This is a genomic window from Streptomyces sp. NBC_00443 (assembly GCF_036014175.1).
Taxonomy (GTDB): domain Bacteria; phylum Actinomycetota; class Actinomycetes; order Streptomycetales; family Streptomycetaceae; genus Streptomyces.
This window is the reverse complement of sequence record NZ_CP107917.1, coordinates 2,891,322-2,906,345: the sequence shown is the minus strand read 5'-3', so window position 1 is coordinate 2,906,345 and position 15,024 is coordinate 2,891,322. Positions and strand designations below refer to the sequence as shown.

The window sequence follows — 15,024 nt, the reverse complement described above, 5'->3', positions numbered from 1 at the left end:
AGAACCCTCATGACCACCGGAGTGACCCAAGTGACCGTCGCCGAGCTGGCCGCGCTGATGAAGCAGGCCGCCGGCGTGTCCGTCGACCCGCAGGAGCTCGAAGCGCGGGCGGAGACGCCCTTCTCCGAGTTCGGGCTCGACTCGCTCGGCCTCCTCGGCATCGTGGGCGAGCTGGAGAACCGGCACGGCCAGGCGCTGCCCACGGACGCGGAGCGCTGCAAGAGCCCCCGCGCCTTCCTCGACCTCGTCAACGGCAGCCTCACGACAGGAGCCTGAAGTGGCCGGACACACCGAGAACGAAATCACCATCGCCGCTCCCGTCGACCTCGTCTGGGACATGACGAACGACCTGGCGAGATGGCCCCAGCTGTTCAGCGAGTACGCGTCCTGCGACGTGCTGTCCCGCGAGGGCGACACGGTGACCTTCCGCCTGACCATGCACCCCGACGAGAACGGCAAGGTGTGGAGCTGGGTGTCGGAACGGGTCGCCGACCGCGAGAAGCTCGTCGTGCGCGCCCGCAGGGTCGAGACAGGCCCCTTCGAGTACATGAACATCGTGTGGGAGTACGAGGAGACCCCGGCCGGCACCCGGATGCACTGGACGCAGGACTTCGCCATGAAGCCCGACGCGCCGGTGGACGACGCCGGGATGACGGACATCATCAACCGCAACTCGCCCATCCAGATGGCCCTCATCCGCGACCGTGTGGAGGCCGCATGCACCACGCACTGATCGTCGCCAGGATGGCCCCGCAGTCCGCCTCGGACATCGCGGGCGTCTTCGCGGCCTCCGACCGCGGCGAACTCCCGCACCTCGTCGGGGTGACCCAGCGTTCGCTGTTCCAGTTCGGCGACGTGTACATGCACTTCATCGAGGCCGAGCAGGACCCGGGCCCCGCCATCGCGAAGGTGGCCGGGCACCCCGAGTTCGTCGACATCAGCAGGAAGCTCGAGGCGTTCGTCAGCCCGTACGACCCGCAGACCTGGCGGAGTCCGAAGGACGCGATGGCGCAGCGCTTCTACCACTGGTCGAAGGGCTGAGAGCGACAAAGCCGCCGCCCGCGCCGGACAGGCGCGGGCGGCGGCTTTGTCGTGCGCCCGGTCAGCGACGGGCGAGCCCCGGCATCAGCCGCAGCGCGTTCTCCCGGTTGATGCCCTGGAGCTGCTGCTCCGAGAGGAAGGGGTCGCCGTCCAGCGCGGGTGTCACGCTGTCGGTGATGACATGGGCGGGGGTGGGCGGCCAGTCCGTGCCGAAGAGGATGCGGTCGGGGTCCACCGTCGCCAGCAGGGTGGGCGTGGCGGACGGCGACATGGGGCCGGCCGTGTCGAAGTAGAACCGGTGCAGGTAGTCACGGACCCGGGCGGCCTCGACCGGGGGATCGATGCGTCCGCCGAACAGTTCGAGACGGGTGGCCATGTAGGGGAGGAAGCCCCCTCCGTGCGGCAGGACGAAGCTGAGGCTCGGGTAGCGGTCCAGGGTGCCGTTGCGGATGAGGTTGATCGCCGCGCGGGTGGTGTCCAGCAGGAAGTCGCACACGAAGGGCGGCATCCCCGGCAGCCCCGCGTCGCCGTCCTTCCCGGCCTGCACCTCCATGGGGTGCGTGCTGATGACCGCGGACCGCTCGTTCAGCTCCTGCAGGAGCCGGTCGTGCGACTCGTCGCCCAGGAAGACCCCGTTCACGCTCGTACGGGTGCTCACCCCGATGGCGCCGAGCTCGTCGAGACCGTGGCGCACGCTCCACGAGGAGAGCTCCAGGTCGTCGAGGAAGACGGGCGTGAAGAAGGCGAAGCGCGCGGGGTTGGACTCGACGACGTCGGCCGCCGCCTGCAGGGCGACGCGTGCGCTCTCCTGGCGTTCGGCGCGCTCACGGAGCCGGCCCAGCATCGCCACGGTCATGACGGAGGTGCCGATGCCGTTTTTGTCCATGACCTCCAGCGCCGCGTTCAGGTCCCAGCGGGTCCACCAGGGCAGCTTCTCGCGGCTGACGACACCCCGCTCCTCGGCCCAGTCCAGCCAGGCCGGAGCGGTGAAGTGGTGGTGGACGTCGATGCGTCCGGCAAGGGTCATAAGTACGTCCTCGGTGTGGGTTGTCCAGGGGTGACGGGGGTTCAGTCGCGGCAGAGCAGGGTCTGCAGCACGTTCGTCAGGACGCGGTCGGCGTCCGGCATCGCGGCGTCGGCCCGCCAGGCGACGAAGCCGTCCGGGCGTACGAGGACGGCGCCGTCCTCGGCCGTTCCGTGCAGCTCCGCCCAGTCGGCGTCCCTGTCGGGGACGAGGTCGTGGTCGGGTCCCGTGCCCACGAGGTACGCCTCGACCGGGACGCCCAGGTTCAGGGAGGCCTTCTCCACCGCGGTCCGCCACTTCTGCCCGCCGGAGCCGGCGAGCAGCACGAAGGAGCGCTCGTACAGATCGAGCGTGGAGATCCTGCCGCCCCCTCGCATGACCCACATGTGCGGCGCACGGCTGCCCGGTTCACCACCCAGCTGGAAGGTGTCGGGGACGATCGGCTGGTCCGGGTGGGCACCCACCACGGCGTTCGACGCGTACCGGTAGCACAGGGCGACGGTCATCAGGTCCGCCGGGTCGTTGTTGCGGCCCGCGGCGGGGCTGAATCCCGGGTGCTGTTCGTCGGCCGCCTGGACGCATGCGCGGGTGCCGGTCGCGAGGGCGACGGGCCGCCGTTCCTGCCCGTAGGAGTCGAGCAACGGCAGACCGGCCCAGCCGCGCAGCACCGAGGCGAGCTTCCAAGCGAGGTTGTGGGCGTCCTGGATTCCGGTGTTGGAGCCGAACGCCCCGGTGGGCGGCATCTCGTGGGCCGAGTCGCCGGCCAGGAAGACCCTGCCCTCGCCGTAGCTGTCCGCGACCCGCTTCGACGCGTGCCACGGCGCTTTGCCGGTGATCTCGACGTCGATGTCCGAGGCGCCGACGGCGGCGCGGATGTGGGCCGCCAGCCTCGCGTCGGTGAAGTCCTCCAGCTCCTCACCCCGGTCGGGATACCAGGGAACGTGGATCACCCAGCGCTCCTCGTTGTCCACCGGCAGCAGGGCACCCTCCCCGTCGGGGTCGGTGACATAGCAGACGACGAATCGTTTATCTCCGACGTACTCCTTCAGCGCCCTGCTGCGGAACGTGACGCTGACGTTGTGGAACAGCTCGCCCGGCCCCGACTGGCCGATCCCCAGGTGAGTGCGGATGGGGCTTCTGGGGCCGTCGGCGGCCACCAGGAAGTCGGCCTTCACGGTGTAGGTCTCACCGGTCTCGCGGCGCCTGACCCGGGCATGCACTCCGTCCGCGCTCTCCGTGAAGGAGAGCAGCTCCGAGCTGAAGCGGATGTCGGCGCCCTGCTCGCGGGCATAGCTCAACAGCACGGGTTCGAGGTCGTTCTGACTGCACAGGCACCAGTCCGCGGAACTCACCCGGGAGACGTCCATGCCGCCGGAGATGTCCCCGATGATCCAGCGGCGCTCCTTCCCGGTGAGCTTGTCCACCTGGAGAATGCCGTCGTTCCCGGAGAGAACGCGCGCCGCCTCCCGGATTCCCGACTCCAGGCCGGCCGTCCGGTAGATCTCCATGGTGCGCACGTTGTTCCCACGACCACGCGGGTGCGTCGATGTCCCGGCATGCCGCTCCACGAGCATGTGCTCAATTCCGAGGCGTCCCAGGAATACCGAAGTGGAAAGACCCACCAGGGAGCCGCCGACGATGAGAACTGGTACAGATTCCGCTTCGTGTCCGCTCACGTCGTCGATGTTTACCAGTTCGGACTCCGGTCCACACGTCCTCCGGCGACCCGACCCATTTGGCGCAGTGCCGTTTGCGGCGCGGTGTCGCCCGGGAAACGGTGGCACTGACCGACGGAATCCGACCGCCGGAATCCACGCCTACCCGGGGACAGTCATGACGCAAGCTTTCGCATCCGAGGAATCCGGGGCACTGTCGCCCGAAGAAGCCGCGGCCGCGGCCTCGGCGTGCAGCCGGGAGTTCCGCGCCAACCCGCATCCCGTGTACGCCACGCTGCGGGAATCGGCACCCGTCTGCCCGATGAAGCCGCCGCACGGCGTCGAGACGTACCTCATCACGCGGTACGACGACGGGCGCGCGGCGCTGGCCGACCCCCGGCTGAGCAAGGACATGTACGGCGCCATCGACGCCTACCACCGCATTTTCGGTGACTCGTCGATCGCGCTCGACGACAACATGCTGTTCTCGGACCCGCCGAAGCACACGAGGCTGCGCAGGATCGTCGGCAGTACGTTCACTCCGAAAAGGGTGGAATCGCTGCGCACTCGGATCCAGGAGATCACCGACGGGCTGCTGGACCAATGCCCGACGTCGGGTCCGTTCAATCTGCTCCCGGAGTTCTGCTTCCCGCTGCCGCTGCAGGTGATCTGTGAACTCCTGGGCGTCCCGGAAAACGAGCGCACGCAGGCTCAGGAATGGTCCGCGACCGTCGCGCAGACCGGTTTCGGACCGGAGGCGAGAAAAGCGCTGGAAATCGCCGAGGGAAATCTCCGCGAGTATCTGGTGGAACTGTGTGCGCGGAAGCGGAAGGCGCCGGATTCGGGCCTGCTCAGCGCGCTCGTGACGGCCAAGGACCAGGAAGGCGCGCTCACCGACAGCGAACTCGTGTCGACGGCATGGGTGCTCCTCTTCGCGGGCCACAAGACAACGGCGTACCAGATCGGCAACACCGTCTACCACCTGCTCAGCCGCCCGGAGCAGAAGCGGCTGGCACTGCGGGACGACGCCTCCCTGGCCGCGGCGATCGAGGAGGTCTTCCGGTTCGAGAGCTCCGTGGAGAACTCCACCTTCCGCTGGGCGAAGGAGGACATCGTCATCCGCGACCAGCTCATCCCCAAGGGCGCGCTCGTCCAGATCTCGATCACCGCCGCCAACCGTGACCCGGAGATGTTCGCCGACCCGAACGAGCTGGACGTCCAGCGCCCGAACGTCCAGGCCGCGCATCTCGCCTTCGGCTACGGTCCGCACTACTGCGCCGGCGCACCGCTGGCCCGGCTGGAGATCCAGCTCGCCCTCGGCACCCTGTTCCGGCGGCACCCGCAGATGGCCCTGGCCGTGGCACCGGAGGACGCGCGCTGGATGACCGTGCCGTTCCCCGCCTTCCGCGGACTCGCGGAACTGCCCGTCGTCCTCGACCCGTCCTGACGGGAGCACCATGGAACGCGTGCGGGTCATTCGCCTGCTCCATGTGCGCGAGGGCCGGGAAGCCGACTTCGTGAACTCCTATGAGGGTGTGCACGAACGTGCCGCGCGTGCGCCCGGACACCTCGGCGAACAGTTGTGCCGCTCCCTCGACGATCCCGCTCGATGGCTGCTCACCAGCGAGTGGGAGAGCATGGACTCCGTCAAGCGGTGGCGGACCGACCCCGACCACCGGATGCTGGTCGAGCCGATGAACGCCTGTCTGCACGACGACCGGTGGACGGGGGCCTTCCAGGTCCGGGACCTGATGGCCGAGTAGAGCGGCGGCAGGGCAGGGGACCGAAGGGCGAGACGGGGCTGACCAGCATGTGACCGGCCGGTAAGGTCGGTCCCGTGCCGAAGCCGCTCAGTCTTCCCTTCGACCCCATCGCCCGCGCCGACGAGCTCTGGAAGCAGCGCTGGGGAAACGTGCCGTCCATGGCCGCCATCACCTCGATCATGCGGGCACAGCAGATCCTGCTCGCCGAGGTGGACGCGGTGGTCAAGCCGTACGGGCTGACGTTCGCGCGGTACGAGGCGCTGGTGCTGCTCAACTTCTCCAAGGCCGGGGAACTGCCGATGTCCAAGATCGGCGAGCGGCTCATGGTGCATCCCACATCCGTGACGAACACGGTCGACCGGCTGGTCAAGTCGGGTCTGGTCGACAAGCGGCCCAACCCCAACGACGGCCGCGGCACGCTCGCCTCCATCACGGACAAGGGCCGGGAGGTCGTCGAGGCGGCCACCCGGGACCTGATGGCCATGGACTTCGGCCTCGGGGCGTACGACGCCGAGGAGTGCGCGGAGATCTTCGCGATGCTGCGCCCGCTGCGGGTGGCGGCCCACGACTTCGACGAGAGCTGACCTCGCGGCCGGGGGGCCGTCTCCGGGGCCCGGGGCAAGATCTCCCGGAACGCCTGGTTACGCTCTTACGCATGAAGAAGAGCGTCCTGACCCGCTACCGGGTGATGGCCTACGTCACCGCCGTGATGCTGCTCGTCCTGTGCACCTGCATGGTGTTCAAGTACGGCTTCGACATGGGCGAGGACGTCACTTTCGCCGTCTCCCAGGTCCACGGCTTCCTCTACATCATCTACCTGGTCTTCGCCTTCGACCTCGGCTCCAAGGCCAAGTGGTCGTTCGGCAAGCTGCTGTGGGTGCTGCTCTCCGGGACGATTCCCCTCGCCGCCTTCTTCGTCGAGCGCAAGGTCACCCGGGAGGTCGAACCCCTGGTCAGCGACCCGGCCCCGGCTGTCGCCAAGGCCTGACGCACCCGCCGTACGTACGCGTACGGCGGTCTGCCATCGACATTTACTTGGACGTCCTAGTAAATTTGAAGCATGGACGCTGACGCCATCGATGAGGGCCGCCGTCGCTGGCAGGCCCGGTACGACGCTTCGCGCAAGCGCGAGGCCGACTTCACCACGCTCTCCGGGGACCCCGTGGAGCCGGTGTACGGGCCCAGGCCTGGGGACAGGTACGAGGGCTTCGAGCGGATCGGGTGGCCCGGGGAGTACCCCTTCACGCGCGGGCTGTACGCGACCGGCTACCGAGGCCGGACGTGGACCATCCGGCAGTTCGCCGGGTTCGGCAACGCCGAGCAGACCAACGAGCGGTACAAGATGATCCTCGGCAACGGCGGAGGCGGTCTCTCGGTCGCCTTCGACATGCCGACGCTCATGGGCCGCGACTCCGACGACCCGCGCGCGCTGGGCGAGGTCGGGCACTGCGGTGTCGCCATCGACTCGGCCGCCGACATGGAGGTCCTGTTCAAGGACATCCCGCTCGGCGACGTGACGACCTCCATGACCATCAGCGGTCCGGCCGTTCCCGTCTTCTGCATGTACCTGGTGGCGGCCGAGCGCCAGGGCGTCGATCCGGCCGTGCTCAACGGCACGCTGCAGACGGACATCTTCAAGGAGTACATCGCCCAGAAGGAGTGGCTCTTCCAGCCCGAGCCGCACCTGCGCCTCATCGGCGACCTCATGGAGCACTGCGCGGCCGGCATCCCCGCCTACAAGCCGCTGTCCGTCTCCGGGTACCACATCCGCGAGGCCGGCGCGACGGCCGCGCAGGAGCTGGCGTACACGCTGGCGGACGGGTTCGGGTACGTCGAGCTGGGGCTCTCGCGCGGGCTGGACGTGGACGTCTTCGCCCCCGGCCTGTCCTTCTTCTTCGACGCCCACCTCGACTTCTTCGAGGAGATCGCCAAGTTCCGGGCCGCCCGCCGCATCTGGGCTCGCTGGATGCGGGACGTGTACGGGGCGAAGAGCGACAAGGCGCAGTGGCTGCGCTTCCACACCCAGACCGCCGGTGTCTCGCTGACCGCCCAGCAGCCGTACAACAACGTCGTACGTACGGCCGTGGAGGCGCTCGCCGCCGTGCTCGGCGGGACGAACTCGCTGCACACCAACGCACTCGACGAGACCCTCGCGCTGCCCTCCGAGCAGGCCGCCGAGATCGCCCTGCGCACCCAGCAGGTGCTCATGGAGGAGACCGGGGTCGCCAACGTGGCCGACCCGCTGGGTGGTGCGTGGTACGTCGAGCAGCTGACCGACCGGATCGAGGCTGACGCCGAGAAGATCTTCGAGCAGATAAGGGAGCGCGGCCTGCGGGCGCACCCCGACGGCCGGCACCCGATCGGGCCGATCACGTCCGGGATCCTGCGGGGCATCGAGGACGGCTGGTTCACCGGGGAGATCGCCGAGTCGGCGTTCCGGTATCAGCAGTCGCTGGAGAAGGGCGACAAGAGGGTCGTCGGGGTCAACGCGCACACCGGCTCCGTCACCGGCGACCTGGAGATCCTGCGGGTCAGCCACGAGGTGGAGCGGGAGCAGGTACGGATGCTGGGCGCCCGCCGGGACGCCCGGGACGACGCGGCCGTACGCACCGCGCTGGACGCGATGATCGCCGCCGCCCGCGACGGGGCCAACATGATCGAGCCGATGCTGGACGCGGTACGGGCCGAGGCGACGCTGGGCGAGATCTGCGGCGTGCTGCGCGACGAGTGGGGGGTGTACACGGAGCCGCCGGGGTTCTGACCCCGCACAGCACTACGCGGCGCCGGTGAGGCCGAGGAGCAGCACGCGCGTGAAGCCGTGCACCCACTCCTCGTCGGCAGGCTCCGCGCTGACCAGGGTGCGGTGCACCACCGCACCCGCCACCACGTCGAAGATCAGGTCCACGGTGCGCGCGGCTTCCTCCGGATCATCCGTCTCCGGGGGGAGCTCGCCGCGTTCCTGGGCCCGGGAGCGGCCCTGCAGGACCAGGCCCTTCTGGCGCTCGACGATGGAGTGGCGGATGCGCTCGCGCAGGGCGTCGTCGCGCGTCGACTCGGCGACCACCGCCATCAGTCCGCTCTTCGCCTCGGGGCGGGCCAGAATCGCCGCGAACTGCAGGACCACGCCCTCGATGTCGGCGGCCAGGGACCCGCGGTCGGGGAGCTCCAGTTCGTCGAAGAGCTCGGCCACCGCGTCGACCACCAGCTCGTTCTTGCCGGACCAGCGGCGATACAGCGTCGTCTTTGCAACCCCCGCGCGTGCTGCCACGTCTCCCAAGGTGAGCTTGGACCAGCCCAGTTCGACCAGGGCCTCGCGCGTCGCAGCCAGGATCGCGGTGTCCGCGGCGGCGCTGCGCGGGCGGCCGGGACGGGGGGCGGCGGTGCGGCTCTGCATCTCATGACCATATCCGGGGGGTTCCTGTGCGGTCGTGAGGGAGATCACGGGATGGGGGTGTTCCCGAACCCCGCACTGCCATTACGCTACGAGTCGTAGCGAAAGCGATGACCACTGACGTGGGTGGGGACCCGGCGTCGAACAGCAGCAAGCCGGAACGGCTTTCGGGCCGTTTTCACATGCGCGGGCGGAACGGGGGAGGATAGACGCATGCAGCCACGGAACATGTCCATGAGCGGAGTCGTCGACCTCGCCGCGGTGAAGGCGGCCCAGGAGGCCAAGGCGAAGGCGGAGCAGGCGCGTGCCGAGACCGCCCGACAGGGCGGGGGAGGGGCCGTGTCGCCCGCCGACCTCGTCATCGATGCGGATGAGGCGGGGTTCGAGCGCGACGTCCTGCAGCGGTCCGCCGAGGTGCCCGTCGTCATCGACTTCTGGGCCGAGTGGTGCGAGCCCTGCAAGCAGCTCAGCCCGCTGCTGGAGCGGCTCGCCGTCGAGTACGCCGGACGGTTCGTCCTCGCCAAGATCGACGTCGACGCCAACCAGATGCTGATGCAGCAGTTCGGTGTACAGGGCATTCCGGCCGTGTTCGCCGTCGTCGCCGGACAGGCGCTGCCGCTCTTCCAGGGCGCGGCCGGTGAGGCACAGATCCGCGAGACGCTGGACCAGCTCGTCGCCGTCGCCGAGCAGCGCTTCGGCCTGACCGGCCTCACCGTCGACCCGGACGCCCAGCCCGGGGAGGCCCAGTCCGCTCCCGCCGTGCCGGCCGGTCCGTACGACGCGTTGCTGGAGGCCGCCGTACAGGCCCTGGACGCGGGCGACTTCGGCGGTGCCGTGCAGGCCTACAAGAACGTGCTGAGCGAGGACCCGGCCAACATGGAGGCCAAACTGGGTCTCGCGCAGGCCGAGTTGCTGCAGCGTGTGCAGGGTGCCGACCCGCAGCAGGTGCGCAAGGAAGCCGCTGAGAAGCCGGCCGATGCGCAGGCGCAGATCGCCGCGGCCGACCTGGACCTGGTGGGCGGCCATGTCGAGGACGCTTTCGGACGGCTCATCGAGACCGTGCAGCGCACGGTGGGTGACGACCGGGACGCCGTTCGGATCCGGCTGCTGGAGCTCTTCGAGGTCGTGGGCGGCGAGGACCCGCGCGTGGCGGCGGCCCGCAGGGCGCTGGCGCGCGCCCTGTTCTGACCGGGGCTTCGAGCGGGGCGGTGGCCCCGTTCTGACCAGTAACTAAACGCGAGGGCGCGTGTTGCCCGAGTGAAGGGTTTTGCCGAGAAGGCATCAGAGCGGCCGCGCTTTACCAAATCTTGGTAATCGCGGCCGCAGTTACTGCGGGTAAGTCGAAGCCGTCGTTCTGTCGGAATCTGTCCGGTGATTAATGGACTTGTCCGGTCGCCGGGCACCACCCTGCGTCGCTGTCCGAGACCGGCAGGTCGTTGTTCGGTTATCCGCCCGTTACTACCGAGTAACGAAGCCCCTTGTGCGGGCGGCGAGAATGCACCACGATCGGCCACGCTCGGTCCATTCCCGCACCCCGACAGCCGGTCGGGTCACGGGAGTTCCTGGGTCCCCACCGAGCAGAGTCGGCGGCAGTGGCGCCGGCTCTTGGACAGGGGGGTCTTCGCCCACCCGGCGAAGCCTGTCCAGCAAGGTTGTGCGTGATGCGTGTCAGGCGCGACCAGTGGTTGTCGCTCGGGGGTGATCGCCGGTGATTCGGGCGCGGTTCGCGCCACCGAGTGCAGGCGCTCTCCTTCCCGAGGACGTAGCACTTCTCCCATCCCTGCCCGGCTGAGCCGTCGAGCCGACAGTGGCAGCCAGGGCCAGGAGATGTACGTCCGAGAAGGAGGAAATATGGAGTCCCAGGTGCGTGGCGGGACCAGATGGAAGCGGTTCGCTGTGGTCATGGTGCCCAGCGTCGCCGCCACGGCTGCGATAGGTGTCGCCCTCGCGCAGGGCGCTCTCGCCGCGTCGTTCAGTGTCTCCGGCCAGTCGTTCAAGGTCACGACCGACAAGCTGGTCGGCACGGGCTTCTCGCAGTACGGCGCTCTTGACGAGGGCTACACGCTCTCCGGCAAGAAGACGGTTCACCCCGTCGCCGTCTCGGGGTTCAAGTCCGCGACGATCAGCAACATGTGCCAGTCCGTGGTCACCCCCGACATCCCGATCCTCGGGAGTGTCAGCCTGATCCTGCGGGCAGGCGAGGACCCGAACAAGCCGGTCGAGGCCAAGAACCTGTACATCGACGTCGCCGAACTCCAGGCCGACGCGACGTTCGAGAACATCGACATCGGTGTGGCTGCCAAGGACGCCAACAAGGGTCCGGGCATGAAGGGCGGCGGCGAGCAGGCCAACCCCTTCGGGTTCGCCCAGCAGGCCGACAAGGCCACGCTGTCCGGCGTGAAGCAGACGGCGTGGGCGACCACCGCCGGAACCTTCAAGCTCAGCGGGCTGAAGATGTCGCTGTCGACGGGTGTCAAGGAGTGCTACTAAGCACTCTCTGACGGGCGGGGGAGCCGATGGCGCCCCCGCCCGTCCACTCTCCACCCGCTTTCTTCACAAGCGGTCACATGCTCCACAACTCACCACCACCGCACCACCATCACAGCAAGCCGTAGCAGGGAGCTGTTTTCCATGAGCGCCGAGACTCCTGCCGTATCCGGCCAGTTCACCCTCCGGAGGACGCAGTTCCGCGCCTGGCGGGGCACGCGGCCGTTCTGGGCCGGTCTGTTCGTCATGCTCGGCGGACTCCCCATCGCCTACTTCCCATACGCGAACCTTCAGATCGGCCACCTGACGCTGGCGATGCAGACCGCGGGGGGCTCCAGCTCCCTGATCATCGGTGTGCTGCTCGTCGTCCTGGGCTTCACTCTCTGGTTCCAGAAGCACGTCCGTACCTTCGCGGGCGTCGCGGCGATCCTGCTGGCGCTGGTGTCCATCCCGCTGTCCAACCTCGGCGGCTTCCTGATCGGCTTCCTCCTCTCCATCGTGGGCGGGGCCATGGCCGTGTCGTGGGTGCCGGGTCCGTCGGCCGAATCGGAGCCGGCGGAGCTGCAGATGACGGGAGCGGGGGACGCGCCCGAAGCTGCGGACCCCGACACCACGATCCTCAAGCCCGTGGTGGGCGAGCCGAACGATCTGTCAGGAACGAGCCCGGCGAACGGGGCGAACGGGAGGCACAGTGCCGGCTGACGAGGTGACCCACGGGACTGAGGTGGACAAGTCCCGTGTGAGAACCGGGCCGCGTCACGCGGCGCCCAAGAAGCCGCTGTTCACCAGGTTTCAGATGCCGGCCGGCAAGGCGATAGCCCTGGCGGCGATGCCGACGGCGGTCCTGATGGGTATGGGCTTCACGCCCACGCTCGCGCAGGCCGACAGCGACAACGCCACGAAGCCGACGTCCAACAGCCTCACCGCGGACGAGTACAAGGAGTGCGTGGCGGCACTGGAGGACGACGCCTCGGCGTCCGCGTCCCCCAGCGCCAGTGAGTCCACGGACAAGGACGAGACGGCCGAGCCGACGCCGTCGGCCTCCTCCGGCCAGGACTCCTCGGATTCCTCCGGCTCCTCGGACAACTCCTCGGACACTTCGGGTTCCTCGGACTCCGCGGACGACTCCTCCTCGTCGGATTCAGGTTCCGACGACGCGGCCGAGCCCACGCCGACCCCGTCGCCGAGCAAGGGGGGCGAGGCCCAGTCCGGTGACTCGGCCACGGCGTCCCCCTCGCCGTCCGAGAGCGGCGGCAACGTGCTGGAGGAGATCGGCGACGCCATCGAGGGCATCTTCACGGGCGGTTCGAAGGGCGAGGAGTCCGCGAGCCCGACGCCGACGCCCTCCGCGAGCGCGAGTGAGGAGACGTCCTCCGGATCTGCCGGCTCCGGCACGTCCGGCAAGGACACCTCCGAGGCGTCCGACCCCGTCAAGGAGACCGCCGACAAGGCCACCGACGCGGTGAAGGACACCGTCGAGGGCGCCACCGACAAGGCGTCCGAGGCGGCCGAGGACACCACCGAGGCGGCCCAGGAGGCGGCCGACGAGGCCACCGCCACGCCGAGCCCGTCCGCGAGCTCCACCACGGACCCGGAGAACTGCCCGGCCGCAACGGACGAGGAGGGCGGCGTCGACAACCCCGTGCCGCTGCCCGACGACCCGTGGTTCCTGAACGCCAGCTCGCTGCTGCTGAAGGGCGCCGACTACCAGGGCGTCGTCAAGGTGAAGACGGCCGACGGCACCACCAAGAAGGTGCTGAAGTACGTCATCTCCGACGGCACCGACATCGGCGACCTGCACCAGACGGTCCAGGACAAGCAGTCCGGCAAGACCTACCACGTGCAGGCGGCCGAGGGCTCGACGTCCACGATCCGCAACGGCAAGACGGTGATGTACACCGAGAGCATCTCCGGCAACCTGCTGGGTCTGATCCCGATCACGTTCGACCCGGAGCACCCGCCGCCGCTGAACATCCCGCTGATCTACTTCACGAATGTGAAGGTCACCCAGGCAGGCCAGTTCGGCGGCACCCTGCACGTGCCCGGACTGCACAACTTCACGACCGACTGAGCCGGGCGCCTCGCGCAGACGCCCCCACAGACCCGTTCGGGAGCCGCACAACAGGCCGTGGCCCGGTCCTCCAAGCGAGGGCCGGGCCACGGCTGTGTGCGGGTCGCGCGGTCAGTCCCGCGGGCGGGCGCCGAGGTGGTGGACGCGGACCATGTTGGTGGTGCCGGGGACGCCGGGCGGGGAGCCGGCGGTGATGACCACGATGTCGCCCTCGTTGAACAGGCCGAGCTTGACGATCTCCTGGTCCACCAGGTCGACCATCTCGTCGGTGCTGTTGACGAACGGGACCACGTGCGGCTCGACGCCCCAGCTGAGGGTCATCTGGTTGCGGGTGGACTCGTCCGTGGTGAAGGCGATGATCTGCTGGGCCGCCCGGTAGCGGCACAGGCGGCGGGCGGTGTCGCCGGACTGGGTGAAGGCGACCAGGCCCTTGCCGCCGAGGAAGTCGGCGATCTCGCAGGCGGCACGGGCCACTGAACCACCCTGCGTACGGGGCTTCTTGCCCGGCACCAGCGGCTGCAGGCCCTTGGAGAGCAGCTCCTGCTCGGCCGCGGTGACGATCTTCGACATCGTCTTGACGGTCTCGATCGGGTACGCGCCCACGCTCGACTCGGCGGACAGCATGACCGCGTCGGCGCCGTCCAGGATCGCGTTGGCCACGTCGGAGGCCTCGGCGCGGGTCGGACGGGAGTTGGTGATCATCGACTCCATCATCTGGGTCGCCACGATCACCGGCTTGGCGTTGCGGCGGCACAGCTCGATGAGCCGCTTCTGCACCATCGGGACCTTCTCGAGCGGGTACTCGACGGCCAGGTCACCACGCGCGACCATCACGGCGTCGAACGCCAGCACGACGTCCTCCATGTTCGCCACCGCCTGCGGCTTCTCCACCTTGGCGATGACCGGGACGCGGCGGCCGACCTCGTCCATGACCTTGTGCACGTCCTGCACGTCGTTCGCGTCCCGGACGAAGGACAGCGCGACCATGTCGCAGCCCATGCGCAGCGCGAACCGCAGGTCCTCGATGTCCTTCTCGGACAGCGCAGGCACGTTCACGGCCGCGCCGGGCAGGTTGATGCCCTTGTGGTCGGAGACGACGCCGCCCTCGATGACGATCGTCCGCACCTGCGGGCCCTCGACGTCCAGGACCTTCAGCTCGACGTTGCCGTCGTTGATGAGGATCTGGTCGCCGCGCGAGACGTCTCCCGGCAGGCCCTTGTAGGTGGTCCCGCAGATGGACTTGTCGCCCGGGACGTCCTCGGTCGTGATGACGAACTCGTCACCGCGCTCCAGCTCGACCGGGCCCTCGGCGAAGGTCTCCAGGCGGATCTTGGGGCCCTGGAGGTCGGCGAGCACGCCGATGGCACGCCCGGTCTCCTGGGCGGCGGCCCGGAGGCGCTCGTAGCGCCCCTGGTGGTCTTCGTGCGTGCCGTGGCTGAAGTTGAAGCGGGCCACGTTCATGCCCGCCTCGATCAGCGCGACGAGCTGTTCATGGGAGTCGACCGCGGGGCCGAGAGTACAGACGATTTTGGAACGGCGCATGGGACGATCCTATCGGTTTGTTTCGCTGCGGAATATTCCGTCTGGCGGAA

General features: G+C 68.9%; 16 protein-coding genes. 12 read left to right on the top strand and 4 right to left on the bottom strand.

Going from position 1 to position 15,024, the window contains the following annotated elements:
- Window positions 1–9 precede the first annotated feature (9 nt).
- From OHO27_RS12705 to OHO27_RS12695, 3 genes are read left to right on the top strand one after another with little or no spacing between them, the layout of a single operon-like run.
- Complete coding sequence (locus tag OHO27_RS12705; RefSeq protein ID WP_328423316.1) at window positions 10–276, top strand: acyl carrier protein; 267 nt, start codon at window positions 10–12, stop codon at window positions 274–276.
- Between the two features lies 1 nt (window position 277).
- Window positions 278–733, top strand: a complete 456-nt coding sequence (locus OHO27_RS12700) for an SRPBCC family protein (protein ID WP_328423314.1) — start codon at window positions 278–280, stop codon at window positions 731–733.
- Window positions 718–1,041 (top strand): TcmI family type II polyketide cyclase, encoded by a 324-nt coding sequence (locus tag OHO27_RS12695; RefSeq protein ID WP_328423312.1) that lies wholly within the window; start codon window positions 718–720, stop codon window positions 1,039–1,041. Before OHO27_RS12700 ends, OHO27_RS12695 begins: the two co-directional genes overlap by 16 nt.
- Window positions 1,042–1,102: 61 nt before the next feature.
- Here the strand turns inward: OHO27_RS12695 and OHO27_RS12690 are convergent, their stop codons facing one another.
- Entirely contained in the window at window positions 1,103–2,068 is a 966-nt protein-coding gene (locus OHO27_RS12690) for an amidohydrolase family protein (RefSeq protein WP_328423310.1), read from the bottom strand.
- A gap of 41 nt (window positions 2,069–2,109) precedes the next feature.
- A complete protein-coding gene (locus OHO27_RS12685) occupies window positions 2,110–3,741 on the bottom strand; it encodes an FAD-dependent oxidoreductase (protein WP_328423308.1) in 1,632 nt (543 codons plus the stop codon).
- 157 nt (window positions 3,742–3,898) lie between these two features.
- Between OHO27_RS12685 and OHO27_RS12680 the strand changes: the two genes are divergently transcribed.
- The 5 genes from OHO27_RS12680 (at window position 3,899) to OHO27_RS12660 (ending at window position 8,244) form a co-directional block, all read left to right on the top strand.
- The gene (locus OHO27_RS12680) at window positions 3,899–5,167 is read left to right on the top strand and encodes a cytochrome P450 family protein (RefSeq protein ID WP_328423306.1); all 1,269 of its coding nucleotides are present in this window, start codon (window positions 3,899–3,901) and stop codon (window positions 5,165–5,167) included.
- Between the two features lie 10 nt (window positions 5,168–5,177).
- Complete coding sequence (locus OHO27_RS12675) at window positions 5,178–5,483, top strand: antibiotic biosynthesis monooxygenase family protein (RefSeq protein WP_328423304.1); 306 nt, start codon at window positions 5,178–5,180, stop codon at window positions 5,481–5,483.
- A gap of 74 nt (window positions 5,484–5,557) precedes the next feature.
- A complete protein-coding gene (locus OHO27_RS12670) occupies window positions 5,558–6,067 on the top strand; it encodes a MarR family winged helix-turn-helix transcriptional regulator (protein ID WP_328423301.1) in 510 nt (169 codons plus the stop codon).
- Window positions 6,068–6,138: 71 nt separating this feature from the next.
- Window positions 6,139–6,471 carry a DUF3817 domain-containing protein gene (locus tag OHO27_RS12665; RefSeq protein ID WP_328423299.1) on the top strand — a complete coding sequence of 111 codons (333 nt, stop codon included), beginning with the start codon at window positions 6,139–6,141 and terminating at the stop codon, window positions 6,469–6,471.
- A gap of 72 nt (window positions 6,472–6,543) precedes the next feature.
- Window positions 6,544–8,244, top strand: a complete 1,701-nt coding sequence (locus OHO27_RS12660) for an acyl-CoA mutase large subunit family protein (protein ID WP_328423297.1) — start codon at window positions 6,544–6,546, stop codon at window positions 8,242–8,244.
- A gap of 12 nt (window positions 8,245–8,256) precedes the next feature.
- Here the strand turns inward: OHO27_RS12660 and OHO27_RS12655 are convergent, their stop codons facing one another.
- Window positions 8,257–8,877: a TetR/AcrR family transcriptional regulator gene (locus OHO27_RS12655; RefSeq protein WP_328423295.1), complete on the bottom strand. Its 621-nt coding sequence runs from the start codon at window positions 8,875–8,877 to the stop codon at window positions 8,257–8,259.
- Window positions 8,878–9,087: 210 nt separating this feature from the next.
- Between OHO27_RS12655 and OHO27_RS12650 the strand changes: the two genes are divergently transcribed.
- The 4 genes from OHO27_RS12650 (at window position 9,088) to OHO27_RS12635 (ending at window position 13,432) form a co-directional block, all read left to right on the top strand.
- A complete protein-coding gene (locus OHO27_RS12650; RefSeq protein WP_328423293.1) occupies window positions 9,088–10,062 on the top strand; it encodes a tetratricopeptide repeat protein in 975 nt (324 codons plus the stop codon).
- A 663-nt stretch (window positions 10,063–10,725) separates the two neighbouring features.
- Complete coding sequence (locus OHO27_RS12645) at window positions 10,726–11,364, top strand: DUF6230 family protein (protein ID WP_328423291.1); 639 nt, start codon at window positions 10,726–10,728, stop codon at window positions 11,362–11,364.
- Between the two features lie 141 nt (window positions 11,365–11,505).
- On the top strand, window positions 11,506–12,063 hold the full coding sequence (locus OHO27_RS12640) for a DUF6114 domain-containing protein (RefSeq protein ID WP_328423289.1): 558 nt from the start codon (window positions 11,506–11,508) through the stop codon (window positions 12,061–12,063).
- Window positions 12,053–13,432, top strand: coding sequence for a hypothetical protein (locus tag OHO27_RS12635; RefSeq protein ID WP_328423287.1), 1,380 nt, complete (start codon window positions 12,053–12,055; stop codon window positions 13,430–13,432). Before OHO27_RS12640 ends, OHO27_RS12635 begins: the two co-directional genes overlap by 11 nt.
- 111 nt (window positions 13,433–13,543) lie before the next feature.
- On the opposite strand, the gene pyk is transcribed toward OHO27_RS12635, so the two are convergent.
- A complete protein-coding gene (gene pyk, locus OHO27_RS12630) occupies window positions 13,544–14,974 on the bottom strand; it encodes a pyruvate kinase (RefSeq protein ID WP_328423285.1) in 1,431 nt (476 codons plus the stop codon).
- Window positions 14,975–15,024: the final 50 nt, after the last annotated feature.

Coding starts and splice junctions, on each gene's coding strand:
- OHO27_RS12705 (WP_328423316.1), top strand. CDS start 10: ATGACCACCGGAGTGACCCAAGTGACCGTCGCCGAGCTGGCCGCGCTG.
- OHO27_RS12695 (WP_328423312.1), top strand. CDS start 718: ATGCACCACGCACTGATCGTCGCCAGGATGGCCCCGCAGTCCGCCTCG.
- OHO27_RS12690 (WP_328423310.1), bottom strand. CDS start 2,068: ATGACCCTTGCCGGACGCATCGACGTCCACCACCACTTCACCGCTCCG.
- OHO27_RS12680 (WP_328423306.1), top strand. CDS start 3,899: ATGACGCAAGCTTTCGCATCCGAGGAATCCGGGGCACTGTCGCCCGAA.
- OHO27_RS12675 (WP_328423304.1), top strand. CDS start 5,178: ATGGAACGCGTGCGGGTCATTCGCCTGCTCCATGTGCGCGAGGGCCGG.
- OHO27_RS12665 (WP_328423299.1), top strand. CDS start 6,139: ATGAAGAAGAGCGTCCTGACCCGCTACCGGGTGATGGCCTACGTCACC.
- OHO27_RS12660 (WP_328423297.1), top strand. CDS start 6,544: ATGGACGCTGACGCCATCGATGAGGGCCGCCGTCGCTGGCAGGCCCGG.
- OHO27_RS12655 (WP_328423295.1), bottom strand. CDS start 8,877: ATGCAGAGCCGCACCGCCGCCCCCCGTCCCGGCCGCCCGCGCAGCGCC.
- OHO27_RS12650 (WP_328423293.1), top strand. CDS start 9,088: ATGCAGCCACGGAACATGTCCATGAGCGGAGTCGTCGACCTCGCCGCG.
- OHO27_RS12645 (WP_328423291.1), top strand. CDS start 10,726: ATGGAGTCCCAGGTGCGTGGCGGGACCAGATGGAAGCGGTTCGCTGTG.
- OHO27_RS12640 (WP_328423289.1), top strand. CDS start 11,506: ATGAGCGCCGAGACTCCTGCCGTATCCGGCCAGTTCACCCTCCGGAGG.
- pyk (WP_328423285.1), bottom strand. CDS start 14,974: ATGCGCCGTTCCAAAATCGTCTGTACTCTCGGCCCCGCGGTCGACTCC.